General features: G+C 69.4%; 20 protein-coding genes. 11 read left to right on the top strand and 9 right to left on the bottom strand.

Annotation, left to right across the window (positions count from 1 at the left end; all coding sequences use genetic code 11):
* Positions 1–8: 8 nt before the first annotated feature.
* Entirely contained in the window at positions 9–983 is a 975-nt protein-coding gene (locus ACW9TB_RS14025) for an aldo/keto reductase (protein ID WP_472748427.1), read from the bottom strand.
* Positions 984–1187: 204 nt separating this feature from the next.
* On the opposite strand from ACW9TB_RS14025, the gene ACW9TB_RS14020 reads away from it, so the two are divergent.
* From ACW9TB_RS14020 to ACW9TB_RS14010, 3 genes are read left to right on the top strand one after another with little or no spacing between them, the layout of a single operon-like run.
* Positions 1188–2420, top strand: a complete 1233-nt coding sequence (locus ACW9TB_RS14020) for a helix-turn-helix domain-containing protein (RefSeq protein WP_472748426.1) — start codon at positions 1188–1190, stop codon at positions 2418–2420.
* A 54-nt stretch (positions 2421–2474) separates the two neighbouring features.
* Positions 2475–2930, top strand: a complete 456-nt coding sequence (locus tag ACW9TB_RS14015; protein WP_472748425.1) for a hypothetical protein — start codon at positions 2475–2477, stop codon at positions 2928–2930.
* Positions 2927–3142 (top strand): hypothetical protein, encoded by a 216-nt coding sequence (locus tag ACW9TB_RS14010; RefSeq protein ID WP_472748424.1) that lies wholly within the window; start codon positions 2927–2929, stop codon positions 3140–3142. Before ACW9TB_RS14015 ends, ACW9TB_RS14010 begins: the two co-directional genes overlap by 4 nt.
* A gap of 318 nt (positions 3143–3460) precedes the next feature.
* Here ACW9TB_RS14010 and ACW9TB_RS14005 read toward each other — a convergent pair whose 3' ends face one another.
* Both ACW9TB_RS14005 and ACW9TB_RS14000 read right to left on the bottom strand, forming a co-directional pair.
* Complete coding sequence (locus ACW9TB_RS14005) at positions 3461–4030, bottom strand: hypothetical protein (protein WP_472748423.1); 570 nt, start codon at positions 4028–4030, stop codon at positions 3461–3463.
* 120 nt (positions 4031–4150) lie between these two features.
* Positions 4151–5260 (bottom strand): helix-turn-helix domain-containing protein, encoded by a 1110-nt coding sequence (locus tag ACW9TB_RS14000; protein WP_472748422.1) that lies wholly within the window; start codon positions 5258–5260, stop codon positions 4151–4153.
* 244 nt (positions 5261–5504) lie between these two features.
* On the opposite strand from ACW9TB_RS14000, the gene ACW9TB_RS13995 reads away from it, so the two are divergent.
* Entirely contained in the window at positions 5505–5846 is a 342-nt protein-coding gene (locus ACW9TB_RS13995; protein WP_472748421.1) for a VOC family protein, read from the top strand.
* Between the two features lie 133 nt (positions 5847–5979).
* Here the strand turns inward: ACW9TB_RS13995 and ACW9TB_RS13990 are convergent, their stop codons facing one another.
* Positions 5980–6723 carry a DUF4232 domain-containing protein gene (locus tag ACW9TB_RS13990; protein ID WP_472748420.1) on the bottom strand — a complete coding sequence of 248 codons (744 nt, stop codon included), beginning with the start codon at positions 6721–6723 and terminating at the stop codon, positions 5980–5982.
* Between the two features lie 207 nt (positions 6724–6930).
* Between ACW9TB_RS13990 and ACW9TB_RS13985 the strand changes: the two genes are divergently transcribed.
* Positions 6931–7827 carry an MBL fold metallo-hydrolase gene (locus tag ACW9TB_RS13985; RefSeq protein WP_472748419.1) on the top strand — a complete coding sequence of 299 codons (897 nt, stop codon included), beginning with the start codon at positions 6931–6933 and terminating at the stop codon, positions 7825–7827.
* Between the two features lie 61 nt (positions 7828–7888).
* Here ACW9TB_RS13985 and ACW9TB_RS13980 read toward each other — a convergent pair whose 3' ends face one another.
* Positions 7889–9082 carry an NAD(P)/FAD-dependent oxidoreductase gene (locus ACW9TB_RS13980; protein WP_472748418.1) on the bottom strand — a complete coding sequence of 398 codons (1194 nt, stop codon included), beginning with the start codon at positions 9080–9082 and terminating at the stop codon, positions 7889–7891.
* Between the two features lie 243 nt (positions 9083–9325).
* On the opposite strand from ACW9TB_RS13980, the gene sigJ reads away from it, so the two are divergent.
* From sigJ to ACW9TB_RS13965, 3 genes are all read left to right on the top strand, one after another.
* Positions 9326–10309 (top strand): RNA polymerase sigma factor SigJ, encoded by a 984-nt coding sequence (sigJ, locus tag ACW9TB_RS13975; protein ID WP_472748417.1) that lies wholly within the window; start codon positions 9326–9328, stop codon positions 10307–10309.
* 125 nt (positions 10310–10434) lie between these two features.
* Positions 10435–11643 carry a cytochrome P450 gene (locus tag ACW9TB_RS13970; RefSeq protein ID WP_472748416.1) on the top strand — a complete coding sequence of 403 codons (1209 nt, stop codon included), beginning with the start codon at positions 10435–10437 and terminating at the stop codon, positions 11641–11643.
* 261 nt (positions 11644–11904) lie between these two features.
* Complete coding sequence (locus tag ACW9TB_RS13965; protein ID WP_472748415.1) at positions 11905–12573, top strand: DoxX family protein; 669 nt, start codon at positions 11905–11907, stop codon at positions 12571–12573.
* Between the two features lie 40 nt (positions 12574–12613).
* On the opposite strand, the gene ACW9TB_RS13960 is transcribed toward ACW9TB_RS13965, so the two are convergent.
* Positions 12614–14536 carry a S9 family peptidase gene (locus ACW9TB_RS13960; RefSeq protein ID WP_472748414.1) on the bottom strand — a complete coding sequence of 641 codons (1923 nt, stop codon included), beginning with the start codon at positions 14534–14536 and terminating at the stop codon, positions 12614–12616.
* 239 nt (positions 14537–14775) lie between these two features.
* Between ACW9TB_RS13960 and ACW9TB_RS13955 the strand changes: the two genes are divergently transcribed.
* Positions 14776–15831 carry a class I SAM-dependent methyltransferase gene (locus tag ACW9TB_RS13955; protein ID WP_472748413.1) on the top strand — a complete coding sequence of 352 codons (1056 nt, stop codon included), beginning with the start codon at positions 14776–14778 and terminating at the stop codon, positions 15829–15831.
* 98 nt (positions 15832–15929) lie between these two features.
* Here the strand turns inward: ACW9TB_RS13955 and ACW9TB_RS13950 are convergent, their stop codons facing one another.
* Positions 15930–16967, bottom strand: a complete 1038-nt coding sequence (locus tag ACW9TB_RS13950) for an alcohol dehydrogenase catalytic domain-containing protein (RefSeq protein ID WP_472748412.1) — start codon at positions 16965–16967, stop codon at positions 15930–15932.
* 519 nt (positions 16968–17486) lie between these two features.
* Between ACW9TB_RS13950 and ACW9TB_RS13945 the strand changes: the two genes are divergently transcribed.
* Positions 17487–18920, top strand: coding sequence for a glutamate-cysteine ligase family protein (locus ACW9TB_RS13945; protein WP_472748411.1), 1434 nt, complete (start codon positions 17487–17489; stop codon positions 18918–18920).
* A gap of 89 nt (positions 18921–19009) precedes the next feature.
* Entirely contained in the window at positions 19010–20056 is a 1047-nt protein-coding gene (locus ACW9TB_RS13940; protein ID WP_472748410.1) for a hypothetical protein, read from the top strand.
* Positions 20057–20150: 94 nt separating this feature from the next.
* On the opposite strand, the gene pcp is transcribed toward ACW9TB_RS13940, so the two are convergent.
* Together pcp and ACW9TB_RS13930 are read right to left on the bottom strand one after the other, a co-directional pair.
* Positions 20151–20777 (bottom strand): pyroglutamyl-peptidase I, encoded by a 627-nt coding sequence (gene pcp / locus ACW9TB_RS13935; RefSeq protein WP_472748409.1) that lies wholly within the window; start codon positions 20775–20777, stop codon positions 20151–20153.
* Positions 20774–21241 carry a thiol-disulfide oxidoreductase DCC family protein gene (locus ACW9TB_RS13930; RefSeq protein ID WP_472748408.1) on the bottom strand — a complete coding sequence of 156 codons (468 nt, stop codon included), beginning with the start codon at positions 21239–21241 and terminating at the stop codon, positions 20774–20776. The genes pcp and ACW9TB_RS13930 overlap by 4 nt, the downstream gene beginning before the upstream one ends.
* Between the last annotated feature and the right edge of the window lie 26 nt (positions 21242–21267).

The following is a 21267-nucleotide window of genomic DNA, read 5'->3' as shown; positions in this document are numbered from 1 at the left end:
CAGAGCCTTCAGAGCTTGAAGGCCCGGGGGCGGTACGGCTCGGCGAGGAAGGCGAGCTCCTTCTCGGTGAGGGACAGGTCCACCGCGGCGACCGCGTCGTCCACGTGCCCGTCCTTGGTCGCGCCCACGATCGGCGCCGACAGGCCGGGCTGGTGCAGCAGCCAGGACAGCGCCACCCGCGCGGGGGCGACCTCGCGCTCCCTGGCCACCTGGGCGACCCGCTCCAGGATCAGACGGTCGTTGTCGGCGTCGTCGTAGAGGGAGTCGATGCGGGGATCGCTGCCCGCCCGGGTGGTCTTCTCGTCGGACCCGGCACGGGCCAGCAGACCGCGCGCCAGCGGGCTCCACGGGATCAGGCCGACACCCTGGTCGAGGCAGAGCGGGTTCATCTCCCGCTCCTCCTCTCGGTAGAGAAGGTTGTAGTGATTCTGCATCGACACGAACTTCGTCCAGCCGTGGGTCTCGGCGACGTGCTGGGCTTTGGCGAACTGCCAGGCGTACATGCTGGAGGCGCCGATGTAGCGGGCCTTGCCCGACTGTACGACGTCGTGCAGGGCCTGCATGGTCTCCTCGATCGGGGTGTCGGGGTCCCAGCGGTGGATCTGGTAGAGGTCCACGTGGTCGGTGCCCAGACGGCGCAGCGAGGCGTCGATCGCGGAATGGATGTGCTTGCGTGACAGGCCGCCGTCGTTGACGCCCTTGCCCATCGGCATGAAGACCTTGGTGGCCAGTACGTAGTCGTTCCTGCTGGGGAAGATCTTGGTGAGCAGGCGGCCGGTGACCTCCTCGCTGGTGCCGTAGGAGTAGACGTCGGCGGTGTCGAAGAACGTCACGCCCGCGTCGGCGGCCCGCCGCACGATCGGCTCGGCGGCGGCCTCGTCGAGCACCCACTCACCCCATTTGGCGGGATCGCCATAGCTCATCATGCCCAGGCAGACCCTCGACACCTTCATACCGGTGGACCCCAGGCGCACGTACTCCATGTCAAACCTCCGGATCTGCAAGACCTTGGCCCCACCCTACGACCGCCACCCCCGGCCGATTCGCCCCACCCACCTTCAGGCCCCTCCCACCCGCCGGGCCACCGCCCGCGCAGTCGCGTGTGAACGATCCGGTTGATCTGTCGTCGCTTCAGACGAGAGGCGTACTCTGAAAAGAGAGCTGGCCTTCTACGTCTGGTGGTGGCTGTGTCCGAGAACATTCCCTCTGACCTGACCGCTGGCGAGCGCATCCAGCTTCTTCGTGAACGGCGGGGCATGTCCCGGCCGGTTCTCGCCGGGCTCGTGGGACGCGGGCCGTCCTGGTTGAAGAAGATCGAACGTGGCGAGCGGGAGCTGAGAAGCTACGAGCTGCTCTCCCGCGTGGCGGCCGCGCTCGGTATCAATGATCTTTCCTTGCTGACCGGTGGTGGTTCGCCCGTGCCAATCAACAACGTCGGCCGGATGACGGTCCCCTTCGTGACCGAGGTCCGCGACGCTGTTCGTGGGCGGCTGTGGGCCTCCGAAACCGACGAGGACCTTCCGTCCGTCGGTGTGCTCAAAGGACGCGTCACGGAAGCCTGGCGGCTGTGGCACGCCTCGCGCTTCCAGCGCACGGAGGTCGGCGCGCTGCTGCCCGGCCTGCTCACCGACGGGCATCGGCTCACTCGATCTCTGGACGGTCCGGAGCGTCGTCAAGCCTCTGCGGTGCTGGCCGACATCTACCGGCTGACCCAGCAGGCGATGGCCTACGGGTGCGAGCCGGAGCTGTACTGGACTATTGCCGATCGGGCTCGGCAGGCATCCCAGGACGCCGACGACCCGCTGTCGCTCGCCGGCGCGGCCTGGTCCTACGCCAACGGCCTGCGCGAGACCGGTTACGCCGACGAGGCGCTCAGGGCGGTGAACGAAGCGGTTGACGTGCTGCGGCCTCGTCTGGAGGACGGTTCCAACGACATGCGGGGCATGTACGGGGCACTCAACCTGCACGCTGCGATCACGCACGCCAGGGAGGGCAGGGACGGGGACGCCTGGCGTCACTGGGACGAGGCCAACGCGGTAGCCGGGCAGCTCCCCAAGGGCTACACCCACGCCTGGACGGTCTTCAGCCAGGGCAACACCGACATTCACGCCGTCTCCGTCGGGGTCGATCTCCGTACACCCGGCGTCGCTCTCCAGCGTGCCGAGTCCATCGACCTCAATCAGGTGCCCTCGGTCGAGCGCCGCGCGCGGGTGCTCGTGGAGTTCGCCCGCGCGTACGACCAGCGTGACGACAAAGCCGGTGCGCTGCACTTCATGAACCGGGCGTGCGACTCCTCACCCGAGACGGTTCGCTTCACCCCCTCGGCACGGTCGCTGGTCGCCGAGCTGGCCACCAGCACGCGCGGCCCCCTCAAGGCCGACGCGATGGCGCTCGCCGAGTCCGTGGGGGTACCCATGTAGGAGGGGCCCATTCTGGGCCCCTTACTCCTGTGAGCTGCGCTTACGGTCCTCTGCATGGCATTCGGGGACGAGAGCGATCCGCAGCATCGGGACGCGGGCGACGAGGAAACCGCGCGTCGTCTGCGTGCCTATTTTCACAGCGCGCTCGAAGAGACCATCGACGAGCGCACGGCGGCAAGCCATGACCAGGCACTGTGCGCTGTACAACGGCTTCTCACGGAACGGGGCATCCGTGCCCACCGTCACACCACGATCAGTCTCGGGCTCTACGGTGGTCACCTCTACCCCCCGGACTGGCCCAACCGGCCTGACTCCCGGACGTGGATGAACCGGCATCCACCCGAACTCGCGATAACCGGCCCTCAGGGCGGGCGTGACGTCACGGTGACCGTGGGACCGCGCTCGGGCTGCTACCTGGTGTCCATCCACGATGGCTCTGACCTCCAAACCGTCGGGCGAGAACAGCCGGAAAAGGTCGTTGACCTGATCGTGGCCGCGCGGGGGTCGTGACCGTGCACGGCTGGGTCATCCTTGGCGATGCGGCCACGAAGCGAGTCAACGGCCAAGAGATCATCATCACTGCCGATCAGTCGGGCGACCTCAAAGCGGCCATCAAGGCTTGGGAAGACAACGAACGTCGCCGGATGGTGTACGAACTGGGAAACCTCGGCCACCTGGTCAACAACGCACTGGACCGGCTACGCCAGGCCAGGGACACGTGATGGCGACTCGGGTAGGTCACTCTCGCTGTTGGTGACCATGTTCATCCGGTGGCAACCCGACCCGAAGCACAAGGCCGCCAGGCCCGCGCGTCGGAAGCGGGGCGGCAGAGGTGTTCCACCTTTCAAGCGTTTCTTATGAGCACGAGCGGAGCGGCTGGCGTAATCCGAAGGAGTTTGTAGGGGCCACGTGGCGGTTGGGCCGGTGGTCGGAGCGGGTGGCAGTGCGTTCACGGTCGGCCTGGTGTTCGGTGCGGCGGGGGCCAGCCTCCAGGCCGCATGCCCGTTACAAAGATATTTTGCTAACGATAATTAGATGAATCAAGGAACAATCTGACTAGGCTTCAGCTTTTTCCTTCGAACTTCATTTATAATTTCGTCTGGAGATTGAGCTGATACGAAAAGAGAACTATGCTCCTGCGCAAGGATCTCGAAGAGATCCCGTACGGCATCTCTTGTTACGTCCAGTGCACGTTTCTTGACGTCGGGTTCAGATGCGACGAGTAGGAGCTCCATCATGGAGAGCTCCCATTCACTCAGGATTGAACCTACAGCAACATCCTGTCCCCTATAGATGCCCCGATTGCCACTCCACCCAAAGAATGCACTGAGCGCAGAGGATACAGCAACAACCACACTCACGCTCGCAAGAAGCGGGGTGTTGTTCTGGGTTTGCGGGTAAACGAAGAGAAGGGGTAGTGTCACACCGAGGACAATTTCGATTGCCCCAAAGATTCGAAACCAGGCAATCGAATAACCTCCAAGGATTCGAGACCGCTTTTGGTGGCGGACGAGTAATTTATCTATAAGCTGGCAGCACTCGGGAAAAGCTTTCTCAATTTCCTCGTGCCATATCGACTTTTTGCGTCTTTTGAAAAATTTGCGAAACATGACACCTCGTGAAGCCTATGCGAAGATTTTTAGGCTACCCGATCGCTCCAACGGGTGCAGCGATACCTGCCTATTTTCGGCGGGTGAAGACCTCGCTGACCGCCCGCCAGGTCCCGAGTGTCAGGCGTCTTCTATTTCCGACATCAGCAGACGCAGTGTCAGGCTGTGCTTCTCCGGTGGAAGCCGGTCCAGTGCTCCGCGCGCGTATGAGATGCCCTCGGTTCGATCGCCGGATCGAACCATCATCAGGCCTCGGTGCATCTCCAGATGGGTGGCGAACCGGGGGAGGGTGGCGGGGAGGTTCTTGGTTGCCACGTCCTGTGCCTGGAGAGCCGTTCGCTCGTCTCCGAGCCGGGCGGCCAGGAGGCTCATGAAGACGTTCAGGCGCCACAGCGGAATCGCGTAGTCGGATTCCTGCTCCTCGGATCCCGCGACGTCGAAGACTCTTCGTCCTTCCTCCATGAGGGCTCGGGCGGCTCTGCCGTCACCGCGAATGGCAGCTATATGAGCTTTTCCCATTAACGCGTTGAGCCTGCCCAGGGAAGGTTTATCGGAGATCGCGAGTGCCTGGTTGGCGAATGACTCAGCCACAGACAGGGAAGCGCCTTCGTACCCGAGTGCGATCGCGGCCCGACCTCGTACCCAAACGCGGGATGAGTCGTCGTCGGATCTGTCCGCCGCGGTCGCAGCCATCATGTACCAGTTGACGGCCTTTGATCCGTCGGCGCCGGGAAAGGTCTTGCCGTACAAGGTCATGAGCTTGGCGCCAACCTCCCACATGCCGGGGGTGTCAAGCTGTTGTTGAAGGATTACCAGGTCACCCGCCAGGCGACGCTGTATCTCGGCCGCTCCCAACGACATGTAGTCACTGCCGTACGAAGTCAGCTTGGCATGCCAGTGGTCCAGGGTGGGACGCCTGGCGAGGGCGGCGGCGAATCCGTGTTCGATGAGGTCGGATGCCACGAGGGGCGCGATAGCCACCGCGGCGACTTCCGTGATGAATGCTCGACGTTTCACGGGGTCGATCTCCAGTGCTGTGATAGGCACTTCTAGAACTGTGGCCAGGTGCCGAAGCCAGAACGGGCCGGGAGTCCGCTTGCCGCGCTCCCATCGGGAGACGTCTTCGCGCGTGACGGTCGCACGTCGAGAGACCTCGCCCAGCTTGCTCGCCAGGCGTGACTGGGACCACCCGTGCTCCAGGCGAAGCTTTTTGATCAGGCCGCGATCCATGGGGCCAGTATGCGCCCGCTGATCGTCGGGTAGCGGGGATTGCCCCTGGTCCCCCGCTTGGCCCCCGCCGCGCTCCAGGGAGGCCCCTTGTCGGCCATCGGTGGCCCCTCCGGAAACGGCCTGGTCCGCGCTAGGGCTAGTACGGCAGCCGCCATTCGTTAGCTGAGCCGGGCGTATGTGACGATGCGGGCGCGGCTGGATCCGCAGGATCACAGGAATCAGACGAAGTCCATATGATCGCGGAATGGCCCTCGACTTGTACGCAGGAATTCCGGTCACCGAGTACGCGGCGGCGCTGAAGTGGTACGAACGGCTGCTGGGCTCCCCTCCGACGTTCGTCGCGAGCGACACGGAGGCCGTGTGGGAGCTCGCGGAACATCGGTCCGTGTTCATCGAGCAGCGGCCCGAGCGTGCCGGCCACGCCATGCACACGATCTTCGTCGATGACTTCGAGGCGCTCGTCGCGCAGATCGCCGAGCGGGGACTCGACCCCGCGGAGCGGGAGACCTACTCCAACGGCGTGCGCAAGGCCACCTACCGCGATCCCGACGGGAACGAGATCGGGTTCGGCGGCGCTCCTGTGTGATCGGCCCGAGCCGGTGTGATATCCGGCCATCGCTGTGTGGGCTGGGATGACGCGGCTCGGCCGATTCGATCCGGCGACGGGGGGTGAGCACGCCGGGTCCGGCTGAGCCGGGGCATCGCGGCTGGTCAGGGGCTCACGGATGCTTTCCGGGGGCCATTGGGGTGACCAGCAGGTGGCCATCCTCGCAGACCGTGGCCCTGAAGGGGATCTCCAGGTGCGCCACCTCGTCCGGTGGGATGATCATCAGCCGGGCGGACGCGGGACACGGACGGTTCCCGCTGGGCACCTGGGTCCAGTGGACACCGGAGTGCGCGCTCGCTCTCGGCCGCAGGGTGATCCGGTGGGGCCGTACGTTGTCCCTGCGCGTCCTGGTGCGCAGCGCGTCGCCGTTCCCATCGATCATGATCAGGCCGACGAAGCCGTACACCCAGCAGGTTTTGCCGGAGGTGTTGGTGAAGACCAGGGGTGCGTACCACTGGCCCGCTTTGATGATCCTCACCTTGCCGACGCGTGCCGCGAGCGCCTCGGTACGGCAGCGCCCGGCGGTGTCGGCGTTCGTGCCTTTCAGGACCGCGGCCTGGACGGTGACGGCGGCGGGGTGCGCGGGGGTGACGGCCCGCGCGGGGGCGGAACTCGGAGCCGGAGAAGGGGCGGTGATCCTGGTGGAGTAGGCGTTCCGGGAAGGGGCGGTGTTCCCGATGGAGGAGGCGTTCTGGGTGGGGGAGACGGGCGGGGCGCACGCGGCCACGGCCACCAGCACGGCCGCCGCCACCGCCGAGGCGGTTGTGAGTCGCCTGGCGCCGAGAGATCGTTTCATGGTCTGTTGGACGCGGGTGGTGCCGGTTTTGTTGCCGGTCGGGTGGAGCGGGTTGCCCACGGTGTCCGCTGGAGATGGGCCGTGCCGGGTGAGAGAGAACCGGCGACAGGTTCCGGTGGCGGCCAGGAGGTGGGTGTGCATTTTTACCTGTGGAATACGGCTATAGCACTCAAAAGACCTCACTCGGTATGACCGGTGACGGGAGTAGGCCCGACAATCGCAGGTATGAGTTCATCGCGACACGATCGGCCCCTGCCTCCGGTGCGTGTGGAGGAGGTATCCGACGGGATCTACGCCTACCTGCAGCCCGACGGAAGCTGGTGGATCAACAACACGGGCTTCCTCGTCGGCCGCCGAGGAGTGATCAGTGTGGACTCCTGCTCCACCGAGCGCCGTACGCTCGCCTACCGCGAGGCCATCAGGTCGGTCACCGACCGGCCGATCACGACGCTGGTCAACACCCACCACCACGGTGACCACACCTTCGGCAACTACGCCTTCCCCGAGGCGACCGTCGTCGGGCACGAGCGGACCAGGGAGATGATCCTCGCCGAGGGGATCCCCGACTACCTGAAGCTGGCCTGGACCGAGGTCGACTGGGGCCACCTGGAGGCCCGCCCGCCGTTTCTCACCTACACCGACGGGGTGACCGTCTACTCCGACGAGCTCCGCTGCGAGGTACGGCACATCGGCGTCCCGGCCCACACGACCAACGACTCGATCGTGTGGATCCCCGAACGGTCGCTGCTGTTCTCCGGCGACCTGGTGTTCAACGGCGGTACGCCGTTCGTGATGATGGGTTCGGTGACCGGGGCCATCGCGGCGCTCGACGAGCTCAGGGCGCTGGGCGCGGAGACGATCGTCCCGGGACACGGCGGGGTGTGCGGGCCGGAGGCCATCGACCGCGTACAGGACTACCTGCGGTTCGTGCTCGCCACCGCCGAGCGCGGCAGGCGGGCCGGGCTGTCCCCGCTGGAGACCGCCCGCGAGACCGACCTCGGGGAGTACGCGGGACTGCTCGACCCCGAGCGCATCGTCGGCAACCTGCACCGGGCCTACGCGGAACTGGACGGGCTGGCCCCGGGGGAGCCGATCGACCTGTTCACCGCGATGCTGGAGATGATCGACTACAACGGAGGACAGCCCCTCACCTGCCTGGCCTGAGCCCGGCCCCTGCCCGCGCCGCCTCCGCACAGGGCGACCCGCTCGGCATGCTCGTCGGTGGTCACGGGGACGGGGCCCTCCGTGTGGCGGTGGCAGGCTGCTCAGGGCGCGGGCCGCCCTTGGGCCAGAACAGGCTGCCCGGCCTGCGGGCCTCGCGGCGGATCTTCCACACCCCGAGCTTGCAGGTCAGCTCCTTGTACGCCGCGCTGATGCGACCGCCGACGTAGAGGTTCACCGAAGTGTCGTCCTTGCGGGCGAGCTGTCGTATGGCGGAGTGCCGGCCGAGGCTGACGCACGACCCCGTGAGGGCCAGGTTGATCACCGCCGGTTCGGTTCCCGCGATGCGGCTCAGCACGGTGTCGGCGGCCTGTACCCCGAGTGGCGCGGCGGCCTGGCAGCTCATCCGCAGCGGCCGGCCCGACGGTGCGGCGGCGTCGCCGGCCGCGACGATGCGGTCGTCGTCGACGCCGGTCAGTGTCTCGTCGGTGAGCAGCCGGCCGAGCTCGTCGGTGCGCAGCCTGCTCGCGGCCGCCAGCTCCGGCACACCGAAACCGGCCGCCCAGATGGTCAGTGCGCTCGCGCGTACCGCACCGTCGGCGAAGACGACCGCGTCCGGCCCGACCTCGGTCACCACGGCGGCCTCAAGCACGGTGACACCGTGCCGGGACAGCCACCTGGCGACGTATCGGCGACCCGGCGCACTCACCGAGGGCGCCAGGATTCCGCCACACACCAGCGTGACCGTGCGTCCTTGTTCGGCCAGTTCGGCGGCCGTCTCGATACCGGTCAACCCACCGCCGACCACGGTGACCGGAGCATCGAGGGGCAACTCCTCCAGGCCGGTACGCAGCCGCCGCGCGGACTCGAGTTCGGCGATGCCGAACGCGAACTCGGCCGCGCCGGGCACCGATGACGGTATCGCCGCGGTGCTGCCGACCGCGTAGATGACGTAGTCGTAGTCCAGCGCGCGGCCCGACGCCAGCAGTACCGTGCGGGCGGCGGTGTCGACGCGCGTGACGCTGTCGACGACCAGCCGGACGCCCTCGCCGAGTAGCGTGCCGTAGTCCACGGTGGCCTCGCCGGTGCCGGCCACGAACTGGTGCAGCCGGATGCGGTCGACGAACTTCGGGCGGGGATTGACCAGCGTGACGTCGATGTCGGCGCGCGTTCGCAGATGGTTGGCCGCGAGTGTTCCGGCGTAACCGCCGCCGATGACGACGACCCTGTGGGGTGTGTGGTGTTCGGACATGGACATGACAACGTTTCCCTTCTCGATCTCAGCGAGGCTCGCGACGTGATGGGGGGCTCTTCAACACGAAGTGGCCGGCGCGGAGTTCTCAACGGCCACCCGCGTGCCGGACGGAGTCTCACCGGTCCGACACCACAGGACCTCGAAATGTGAGACGACGCGCCAACCTCACAGTTCGCCGCGCTGTCTTGTCGGACCGGTGAAGGCAGATCCGACCAAGGGAGTCAGTGACACAATGGCCAGGACACCATGACCACCCCGTCCGACTCGTCCGAGCCGTCCGACCCAGGACACGGCGGGCCGGATCCGGGCCTGGGCGCGCTCATGGGCGAGCGGCGTCAGCTGATCAATCTCTCCTACCGGCTTCTCGGCTCCCTGGCCGACGCCGAGGACGTCGTCCAGGAGACCTACGCCCGCTGGTACGCCATGTCCCGGCGGCAGCGGGACGCCATCGAATCTCCCGGCGCCTGGCTGACCAGGGTCGCCGGGCGCCTCTGCCTCAACGTGCTCTCTTCGGCACGGGTCCGGCGGGAGAGCTACGTGGGCGAGTGGATCCCCGAGCCGCTGCCCGAGCCAGGCGAGCGGCCGGACGGCATCGGCGCCGACCCGGCCGACCGGGTCACCCTGGACGAGTCGGTCAACATGGCCTTCCTCGTCGTGCTCGACGCGATGACCCCGGCCGAGCGCGTCGCGTTCGTCCTGCACGACGTCTTCCGCTACTCCTTCGCCGAAGTGGCCGAGATCGTCGGACGCTCTCCCGCGGCCTGCCGTCAGCTGGCCTCCTCGGCCCGCCGCCGTATTCGCGCGTCGCGGGCTCCCGTGGCTCCGCCGTCCCGGCAGGCCGACATCGTCAGGGACTTCAAGCTGGCCTGGGAGGCCAGGGACATCGACGCCCTCATCGGCCTCCTCGATCCCAACGCCACGGCGATCGCCGACGGCGGCGGTGTCGTCGGCGCCGTACTCCACCCGATCGAGGGCGCCGAGCGGATCGCGCGCTCCCTGGTCCATCTTGAGAGCAGGCTCCGGGACCTGACGATCCTGGAGAGCACGGTCAACGGCCAGCCCGGCCTGATCGCCCAGCACGACGGCGTCACCGTGTCGGTGTACGCGTTCGAGGTCGCGGGCGATCGGATCAAGCGCGTCTGGGCGGTACGCAACCCCGACAAGCTCCGGCCGTGGACCGGTGGGGCCGCGGCACGCGGCACCCGGGCGATGGAAAGCGACCTCGGCTAGCCGTACTGACCTCAAAGGGCTTCGCCGGTGCCCCCACCCGCGATGGGCGGGTATCGCCGCAGGCAGGCGGCACCACACATTTACCGACTTATCCGGTAGCGCAGACGGTCTCACACGATCACAGGATGGATGGACAGAAGATGATGAAAGCTCTGGAGTTGCCGCTGCACATGCGGCGGAACGGGTTCGATCCGGTCGAGGAGCTGGCCCTGGCTCGCGACGGCGAGGGTGTGATGCGGGTGGAGATGCCGTTCGGCGGGCCCGCGTACCTGGTCTGCCGACAGGAGGACGTTCGCCGGGTGCTGGCGGATCCGGTCCGGTTCAGCAGCGCCCTGACGCCGGTTCCGGGGGCTGGGCAGGTGGACGCCGACGAGCTGGCCACGATGCGGGCCGGGCAGCTGATCGGGTTCGACCCGCCGGAGCACACGCGGTTGCGCCGGATGCTCACCCCGGAGTTCACGGTACGGCGGATGCGCAGGCTTGAGCCGCGGATCACCGAGATCGTCCAGACGGCCCTGGAGGATCTGGAGCGGGCCGGTAAGCCGGCCGATCTGGTGTCGCACTTCGCGTTGCCGGTGCCGTCGCTGGTGATCTGCGAGCTGCTGGGCGTGCCGTACGCCGACCGCGCCGAGTTCCATGATCGTTCCGTACGCCTGCTGGACGTGTCGCTGCCGCTGGAGCGGCTGAACGCGGCGCAGCGGGAGGACCGCGCCTACATGGCCGGCCTCGTGGCCCGCGCGCAGGCGGACCCGGGCGAGGACATGCTCGGCATGCTGGTGCGCGAGCACGGCGACGATCTCGGTACCGACGAGCTGATCGGCATCGCCGGACTGCTGCTGCTGGCCGGGCACGAGACGACCTCGAACATGCTCGGCCTGGGCACCCTGGCCCTGCTACGGCACCCGGACCAGCTCGCGATGATCCGCGACGATCCGGCGCTGGTCGAGCCCGCCGTCGAGGAGCTGTCGCGCTGGCTGTCCATCGTGCAGTTGCTGCCGCCGCGCACGACCACGACGGAGGTGGAGATCGCCGGGCATGTCATCCCCGCGGGCTCGCTCGTGGTCTGCTCGCTTCCCGCCGCCAACCGCGATCCTGCCTTCGTCGACGATCCCGAGACCTTCGACATCACCCGGGGAGCCGCCGGTCACGCGGCCTTCGGGCACGGTGTGCACCACTGTCTCGGGGCGCCGCTGGCGCGGATGGAGATGCGCATCGCCTTCCCGGCCCTGCTGCGCCGCTTTCCCGGCCTCGCCCTGGCCGACCCGGACCAGCAGGCCGACTTCCGGGCCTTCAGCATCGTGTACGGCCTGAACTCGCTGGCGGTGACCTGGTGAGTGGGCGACCGTCACACCCCCGAGACGACTGTCCGGCAGGACGTGTACGGGCACCTGAGGCGGACGTCGCCGTGACCGTGTGATTCACCCCCGCCGAAGGCGAAGCCGAGCCGGATCCACGCGCCGGACGGCGCGACCACCGCGCCATGGGACACCGTGGGCGCCCCGTCGGCTTCGCCCTCGGCCCCGGTCGGCCACTCAACCGTGGAATCGCCACCTGTGGCTTCGAACCGAAGCCGCTCACAACGCAGGGAGGACCTCGTGAACACGCAAGATCGATTTAGCGAGGAGGCTGAGATGCGAGCTCAGACGACCAAGACGTTCCAGCACGCGACGAACGAGAAACCGACCACCGTCGGACGAAGCGGCTGGAACCGGAGCCGGATCCGCCCCATCGCCTTCTGGGTCACCACGTTCGTCATCGTCTTCGAGTTGACCGCCGGATCGGTGTGGAACCTCATGCCGATCGAATGGATGGAGGTCCAGTTACGTCATCTGGGATACCCGCACTACTTCACCTACCTTCTCACCGTGTGGCAGGCCGGTGCGGCCTTCGCGATCATCGCGCCCAGGCTCCCGCTGATCAAGGAATGGGCGTACGCGGGTGCCTTTTTCCTGTGGTCGAGTGCCGTGGTGTCGCATCTGATAGTCGGTGACGGGCTTCAGTCGTGGGGGGTGCCGCTGGTGTTCGGGACGTGCGCCGTCGCGTCGTGGGCGCTGAGGCCCGCCGACCGGCGGCTCCCGGAGACGCGGCTCCGCCCTGCCGGCGTCGGCCAGAATGGGCCGGGTTTGCCGGAAACCAGGCCTCGCGCCTGGGTCGTTCCGATCGGGATCCTCGTCGCGCTGTATGCCGTTTCGTTCCTCACGCTGCCCGCGGCCGAGGTCATGACGCACGGGTGGGCGGTCGAGAACGGCTGGATCGACGAGTAGCGGTGGGTCTCACCGGGTCTCGTACGACACGCGGAGAACGTCAGGACAGGTGGCGGGACCACCACTCCAGGACGGCCTCGAAGCGCTGCAGGCGGTGCCTCGGGCGGCCGCCGCGGGTGAGCTCGTGGCCCCCGCCGGGGAAGAGCAGGAACTCGGCCGGGACGCCGTTGCGGCGCAGCGCGACGAACATCCGCTGCGCCTGCTCGACCGGGCAGCGGAGGTCGTCCTCGGAGTGGACCACGGCGAACGGGAGAGTGATCCGGTCGGCCTGGTAGAGCGGGCTCATCGCGCGCTGGGCCTCCAGGTCGGGGCCGCAGTAGGCCTCGGCGAAGAACCAGCCGATGTCGGAGGAGCCGCCGAAGGAGTCCCAGGCGTTGACCGCGCGCTCGCTCCAGGCGGCCCTGAACCGGTCCCCGTGGCGGACGGCCAGCCAGCTCGTCATGAAGCCGCCGTAGGAGCCGCCCATCACGCCCACCCGCCCGGCGTCGCACGCGGGATCGGCCAGCGCGGCGTCCAGCAGGGCGAGCACGTCGTCGGCGTCCACGGTGCCCAGCGCGCCGATCACCGACCGGCCGTGCGCCTGGCCGTACCCGCAGGAGCCGCGCGGGTTGGGCAGGACCACCGCGTACCCGGCGCCCGCGTAGACCTGGGTCTCGTCCAGGAACGCCCACCCGTGCTGGTGGAACGGGCCGCCGTGCACGTTCAGCAGGACCGGGTGCGGCCCGTCGCCCTCGGGCAGGGCGAGCCAGCCGTGCACCGGGTAGCCGTCGGCGGAGACGGCGGTGATCTCACGCAGCGGCCTGATCCCGGGGAGGGGTCCCGAGAAGTCGGTCAGGGGCCCGGCCGGGGTGACCACCTCGCCGGGGCTCGCGGGTGTGGAGACCACCGCGACGATCCGCTCCCCGCAGGAGGTGAACGCCTTGACGCGCGCCCGCTCACCCAGGACCGGGACGAGCTTCTCCAGCGGCGCGCCGAGGGCGCCGAAGGGGACGTCGGAGGGGACCAGGCGCAGCTCGATCGCGCCGCGCGTCCGCACCGCGACCAGGACGCCGTCCTCCCGGGGTACGGGGGGCAGCGCCTCGCAGTCCACCGACTCCTCCTCGGTCAGCCGGATCCCGGCCGCCACCCCGCCGCCGTCCTCGCCGATTCGCAGCGGCGCGCGGTAGAGGCCCGTGTTGCGGGCCATCGCGTCGACGCCGGAGAACTCCGTACCGAGGTAGAGCACCTCCCCGCCCGGCAGGGCGACGGGATGCCCGGCGGAGCCGTCGCTGCGCACCGCGAGGATCGGGGCGCCCCCGCCGGACGGGACCGCGTACACGTCCGTGTGCAGGCTCTCGCCGTCGAGGTCGCGCGGGGCCGAGACCAGCACGTGCTCGCCGTCCGGCGTCCAGCCGGGGGACTCCACGTCGTACGGTCCCTCGGTCAGCCGTACCGGCCGGGGGATGTCGGCGAGGGCGTTGACCACGAACAGGCTCTGCGGCCGGTCGAGGGTGAAGCCGACCCCCTCGGTGCGGTAGCGCAGTCCGGTGATCCGGCGGGGCGCCTCGGCCGAGGCGCCCACCCCCTCCTCGGTGCCGTACCGGCCGGGCTCGGCGACCCGGGCGACGAACGCGATCCTGCGGGAGTCCGGTGCCCAGACCGGGACGCCCGCGCCCAGCGGCAGGTCGGTGACCGGCCGGGCCTCGCCGCCGCCGGTGGGCATCACGTACAGCTGCGGGGCGCCCTCGCCGCCGGTGCCCGTACGCAGGAAGGCGACCCAGGCGCCGTCGGGGGAGATGCGCGGGGCGCTGTCACGCTCGCCGAAGGTGAACCGGACGGGCGGGCCGTCCGCCGGAACCCGCCACAGGCTTCCCAGGTAGGCGTCGGCCTCCGGGTCGGGCCGGGCCACGTCGACGAGGAGAAGGTCACCGTGGAGCGTGACACTGCCGGGGACGGTGAGCAGGGCGAGGTCTTCAGGGCGCATAGCCAACAACGCTATCACCCGTTTATCCGTAAATAAGGCTATTTAAAGTGTTATGTACGTTCTGGGAAAGATGATGGCTCTTGTGGTGCCCTGCCCCCCAGGGAAAGCGATTGTTTATCCGGTCTCTTGAAATATCTGAAGGCGCCGATAGGAAAGGACGGCCGAGTCGTTGATGGTGTCGTGCCACTTTTGACGGTAACCCTCCTTTTCAAGAAGATCCTGGTGAAGGGATGGCCGCGGTGTCCGCCAGACGAACGCTCTCGCGGGTCGTGTACGGCTCCCGCTACGACCGGGTCCCCCGGGGGCAGCGGGTTTACGTGCGTCCCGGGGAAAGGCTCGCCCGCGAGATCCAGTGGCGCCTGAGAATTCGCCGTGCCCCCGTCATGAGGCTCCAGGACTACCGGGAGCGGACACTCCTGGAGGAGATCGAGGAGTTCGTCACCTGTCAGTTGTGCGGGGAGACGCGCCAGCAGCCGATGTTCCACCCGGCCGGGGACGAACCGGGATGGAGCTACCGGGTGGTGCGCTGCCCGGCGTGCGGCTTCCTCTACCGCAACCCCAACATCCGGCCCGACCGGCTGGGCGACCTGTACGCCACCGGCCACGGCGGCGTCCCGGCCGGAAGGCACGCGGCCAACCGGCGCCACCGGCTGACCATGGACGCCTTCGGCCCCGTCTTCTCCTCCGGGCACGGGCGCAGGCTGCTCGACTTCGGCTGCGGCACCGGGCTCTTCCTTCGGCTCGCCGAGCGGCGCGGCTTCGACGCGGTCGGGGTCGACCTCTCTCCCGGCCGCGTGGCCGCCGCCACCGGCACGCGCGCCTATCTCGGGGCCCCGGAGGACGTCCCGGAGGTCGCCGCCGGGGGCTTCGACGTCATCACCCTGTGGTCGGTCCTGGCCCGCCTGCCCCGCCCGATCGACGACTTCAGGCGCCTGCGCGCCCTGCTCGCCCCCGGCGGGGTACTGCTCCTGCTCACCGTGAACGCCGCCTCCCTGCAGCTCAAGGCGTACGGCAACGGCTGGAACGGCTTCACCAGGAACCACCTGATGTTCTACTCGGCCGAGACCGTGCTCGCCCTGCTGCGCCGTACCGGATTCGCCGGGGTGGCCTTCGCCCCGTGCTACGGCGACGCCGTCGAGGCGAGCACCACCAGGCTGCCGGAGCAGCTGAGCCGGCGCCTGCGCCGCACCATCGAGATCAGCGACGGGGGGAACATGCTCAGGGCCCTGGCCTTCGCGGACGACGAGGCCATCGACAGATGGGGCGCGAACCTCCGGGTCCGTCGCCTGTCCTGATCGGCTGGTGGGGCGCGAACCTCCGGGTCCACCGCCTGCTCTGATTCGCCGGAGACGGGGACCGCGTTTTTTGGACGCGTGCGTGCCCGGTGAACCCCTCAGCGCTGGGGCGGCAGGATCATCGTGACCCCGGGAACGGAGCCGATCGAGGCGAGCGCGGCTCCCGCCTCCTCCAGGCCGATGGAACGGGTGACCAGGGCGTCCGGGCTCAGGGTGCCGTCGGCGACGGCCTCCAGCATCGCCGGATAGGCGTGGGCGGCCATGCCGTGGCTACCGAGGAGTTCGAGCTCGTAGCCGATCACCCGGCCCATCGGGAGCGGGGTGAGGCCGGGCAGCAGGCCGATCTGGACGTGGCGTCCCCGGCGGCGCAGGCTCTCGATCGAGGCCACGCACGTCTCTGGACTACCGAGCGCGTCGATGGAGACGTGGGCGCCGCCCGAGGTCAGCTCCCTAATACGCGCGGGGACATCCGCCCCGGACGGCTCGGCTCCGACGCAGGCGACGGCGCCGAAGCGCCGGGCCAGCTCCAGGGCGCCCGCGGAGACGTCCACGGCGATCACCCGGGCCCCGGCCGCGGCGGCGATCATGACGGCGGACAGGCCCACGCCGCCACAGCCGTGCACGGCTACCCACTCGTCCGGCCGCACCCGCCCCACGACGGTCACGGCGCGGTACGAGGTGGCGAAGCGGCAGCCCAGGCTCGCGGCGGTGGTGAAGGCCATCTCCCCGGGGAGCCGTACGAGGTTCACGTCCGCGTGGTCGACGGCCACGTACTCGGCGAAGGAACCCCAGCGGGTGAACCCCGGCTGGGTCTGGCGCTCGCAGACCTGCTGGTCGCCGGAGAGGCAGGCCGGGCAGGAGCCGCAGGCGCAGACGAACGGGACGGTCACGCGGTCGCCGGGCCGCCACGAGGCGACGCCCGTGCCCACCGCCTCGACGACCCCGGCGAACTCGTGCCCCGGCACGTGGGGGAAGACCCGGATGTCGGGGTCGTGGCCCCGCCAGCCGTGCCAGTCGCTCCGGCAGAGCCCGGTGGCCTCCACGCGGATCACCGCTCCGCCGGGCGGAGGCTCGGGGGCGGGTACCTCCCGGACCTCTGGATCGGCCCCGAAGGCGTCGAAAACCACCGCTCGCACCCGCCACACTCCTCTGCCTCGGTCTCCGGCTCACGGCTCTCTCCGCCGGTAAGCCCGTCTGGCCGGTGAGCCTATTCGGTCGGCGATCCGGCCCGGCAGGCCGGTGGATCCAGCAGACCGCTGGATCCGGCCGCGTTCAGCCGGTCGTGTCGCCGAACCGGGAAGCGGCCCGGCGGACCGGTGGATCCAACCGGTCAGCCGGTCGGGCCGCCAGGTTGGTCCGGCCGATCGGCGAGGCCGGTCCGGTGGCCGAACCGGTCGGGCGGATCAGCCGGTCGGGCCGCCGAATCGGTCGGGCGGATCAGCCGGTCGGGCCGCCGAGCCGATCGGGTAGATCAGCCAAGCCGGTCCGGATGACCGCCGCACCGGAGCCCCGCCCAGCCGGGCGTTCCCCGGCCCGTCCGGGGAGCCGCGGGACCCCTGATACGCCGTACGCGCCCCCGGTGGTGGCCGTCCTGATTAGAACGCGCACTCTGGGAGAGAGGGAGGGGCACAAGGGTCAACGGATCGGACGGTGCGATGGGGCAGAAAGTCGACAAGGACCGCTATTCCGAGGCGGAGTTCCTCCGTTTCAGGGGAAAACTGGCGGAGCAGCTCGACACCCTCCGCGAGGTGATCGCCAGGCCGGGCTTCGGTGCCGGTCCCGCGACCATCGGGGCCGAGCTGGAGATGTTCCTCATAACGCCCGAAGGGCGGCCGCTTCCCCGTAACCACGAGGTGCAGGCCGCCGCGGACGACGACCGGCTCACCCTGGAGCTGGGCAGGTTCAACCTGGAGGCCAACCTGACCCCGCTGCCGATCGCCGGGCGGCCGTTCACCGCCCTGGTGCGCGAGATGCGGGAGATCATGGCCGTGGTGGACGCGGCGGCGGCCACGCAGGGCGGCCAGGCCGTGGCGATAGGGATCCTGCCGTCGCTGAGCGAGTTCGACTTCACCCACGAGGCGCTGAGCGGCGAGGGCCGCTACCGGGCGCTGGCCAGGGGCATGCGACGGCTGCGCACGGAGCCGTTCCGGGTGCGCGTCGAGGGCGTCGAGCTGCTGGAACTTGAGGTCGAGGGGGTGATCCTGGAGAGCGCCAACACCTCCTGGCAGGTCCATCTCCGCACCGCCCCCGAGGAGTTCGCCCGCGTCTACAACGCCGCCCAGCTGGCCATCGGCCCGGTCCTCGCGGTCAGCGGGAACTCGCCCGCCTTCCTGGGCAGGAGGCTGTGGGAGGAGACGAGGATCGCGCTGTTCGAGGAGGCCGCCGACGACCGGGACGTGGAGCGGCTCGACCGCAGGGACCGGCGGGTGGGGTTCGGCTCCGGCTGGGTGCGGAGCATCGAGGAGATGTTCGAGACGTGCGTCCGCGACTACGAGCCGGTGCTGCCGATGACCTCGGCGCCGGAGGAGGAGACCGGCGGCGCCCCCGGGCTGGCCGAGCTACGGCTCCACCAGGGCACCGTGTGGCAGTGGAACCGGCCGGTCTACGACCCCGGTGACGGCGGCCACCTGCGGGTGGAGATGCGCGCCCTGCCCGCCGGGCCGAGCGCGCCCGACATGGCGGCCAACACCGCGTTCCTGCTCGGGCTGACCGCGGCCCTCGCCGTCGAGCCGGTGGAGGACTTCCCCTTCGCCGGGGCCTACCGCAACTTCTACCGCGCCGCGATCCACGGCCTGGACGCGCCGCTGAGCTGGCCGGGCCTGGACGAGGAGATCCCGGCGGAGCGGCTCGCCCTGGACCTGCTGCCGGTCGCCGAGGCCGGGCTCGACAGGATGGGCGTGGACCCGGACGAGACCCGGTGGGCGCTGGACATCGTGCGGGAACGCGTCGTCCGCCGCCGTACCGGCGCGATCTGGCAGCGGGAGGCGCTGGCCCGCGAGGGCGGCGACCAGGCCGCGGCGGCGCGCGTGGTGAGCCGGTACCGGGAGCTGTCGCTGGCCGGGGAGCCCGTGCACACCTGGCCTTTTTAACTACAAAAGGGATTTGAGTAACGGCATACTCATGAACTCCGTATCTTGATCCGCCGATCCTGGTGGAACCGGACAGGGAGAGACCCCTCATGAGTCAGATGAAGGCCGTATCGGCGGAGCCGTTCGGGCTGAAGCGCGACGGCGGTGGCCTCACGGCCGGAATCAAGATCCTGGAAAAGGAGCTCAAGCGGGTATCCCTCGGCACCGTCCTGGCCCAGGCCAACCGCGTCACGGTCAGGAAGGGTTCGGCCGGTGCCGGGGCGTTCGCCACGATGAAGCCGAAACCGGTTGACTGGTACACCTTCGACGCCGGGGACAACGCCACCAAGGAGTGGTACCCCCAGGGCCTGACCTGCGCCTCCGACGCCGGGATCGCCGGGAGCACCTTCGTGGTGAGCTGGTACCACACCCCGGCGTCGGGGGCCGAGCGGGGCGTGCGCCTGAGCTTCCTGAACACCGCGACGCTCCGCTACCGGCACGTCCTGCTCGTACGGGCCGGGGCCGACGGGAACATCGCGCCGATCAATATCCACGCCGGCGGCGTCGCCTGGTACGGCAACCTGCTGTACGTCGCCGACACCACGCGGGGCCTGCGGGTCTTCGACACCCGGCAGATCTTCGAGGTCGACGGGGACGGCACCGAGACCATCGGCAGGAAGGGCGGCACGTACGACGCGTTCGGCTACCGGTACGTGATGCCGCAGACCGACGCCTGGACCACCACCAGCGGCACCGTCCGCTTCTCCTTCGCCGCCGTCGACCGCAGCACCACCCCCGACACCCTGGTCTCCGGCGAGTACGTCGACACCGCCGGTACGGTCGGACGGGTGGCCCGCTGGCCGCTGACCGAGGGAGGGACCCTGAACGCCCCCGCCGGGGGTGTCGTCAAGGCCGTGGACGCCTACGCGCTACCGGCGGACAAGATCCAGGGCGCGCTCTCCCACGAGGGCACCTGGTATCTCAGCCAGACCGCGGGCTCCACCAGGAACGGCACCCTGATCGTGGTCGGGGACACGGTACGCAAGCGGCCCTACCCGGTGGGCCCGGAGGACCTGACCTGCGTCCGCGACAGGAAGACCCTGTGGAGCGTGAGCGAGTTCGCGGGCCGTCGCACGGTGTACGGCGTACCCCTCTGAGGAGCGTCCTTCTCTGAGGCGTCCTCCTCTGAGGAAATCTGAGGGAAGGCGTGCCTCACCGAGGAAACCGGCCGTGCCGGGGCCGTCGGCGGCCTCAGTGGAGGGAGCCGCCGACCAGGCGGAGGTCGCCGCCCAGGGAGACGGAGACGGCGGTGGTCACGATCGCGGTGAGCGCCTGGGCGACCACCGTGACGGGCATGGAGGGCCTGGCCTCGTCCAGGACCTGTTCTGGGCTGAACGGCACGTGCACGAACCCCCCGCGGATCGCCGGACGCTCGGTGGCGATCATGTGCATGAGGCCGTAGAAGAGGTGGTTGCACAGGAACGTACCGGCGCTCTGCGAGACGCTCGCCGGGACCCCGACGGCTCGTGCCGCCGCCACGCACGCCTTCACCGGCAGGGTGGAGAAGTAGGCGGCGGGGCCGCCGCGCACCACCGGCTCGTCGATCGGCCGGAACCCGGCACTGTCGGGAATACGGGCGTCGTCGAGGTTGACGGCCACCCGCTCCACCGTCACGTCCGGCCGCCCCCCGGCCTGCCCGACGCACACGACGACCGCCGGATCGTGCTCCGCCACCGCCTCGCGCAGGTGCTCCAGCGACCCGCCGAACGCGCAGGGGAGCAGCACGGTCCGTATCCCGGGCACGAGCCTGATCGCCTCCCACGCCGGGTCGCCGTCACCGTCGAGCGGCTCCAGCCCGGCGAGCAGGACGCCCTTCATCGGCGCTCCGAGTTCGCAAGGTCCGAATCTGCGGACCCCGAAGTCGCGGGCGCGGAACTCACGGACCCCGTGGGCGTGGAACCCGCCGGTCTGGAACCCTGGGGCAGGGCGCAGGCGGGGGTGCCGCCCGGCAGGCGGTGACGATTGACGGCGACGAGCCGGTAGACCCCCCGGGCCACCCACCGGAACGGCGGGACCCGCAGCACGAACCCCAGGGGGCTCCACGGAGGACCGGCGGCGATCAGCAGCCGGGCCACCGCCTGCGCCCCGCCGTACACCCGGTCGTTCTCGACCCAGAGCACCTCGCGCTCGGCCCGCTCGCGGGTGACGCCCAGCGCCCGGAGATCCGTGAACTGCCAGGGGACGACCCGGGCGCGCACCCCGACGCGGCGCTCGGCGAACCGGACGCTCGTCGTGCAGAAACCGCAGTCGCCGTCGAAGACCAGTACAGGCTGTCCCGTCATGCATCTGACACTACCCAGCGGGACCC

It is taken from the genome of Streptosporangium sp. H13245, assembly GCF_055690525.1.
This window is presented reverse-complemented; position numbering and strand designations above follow the sequence as displayed.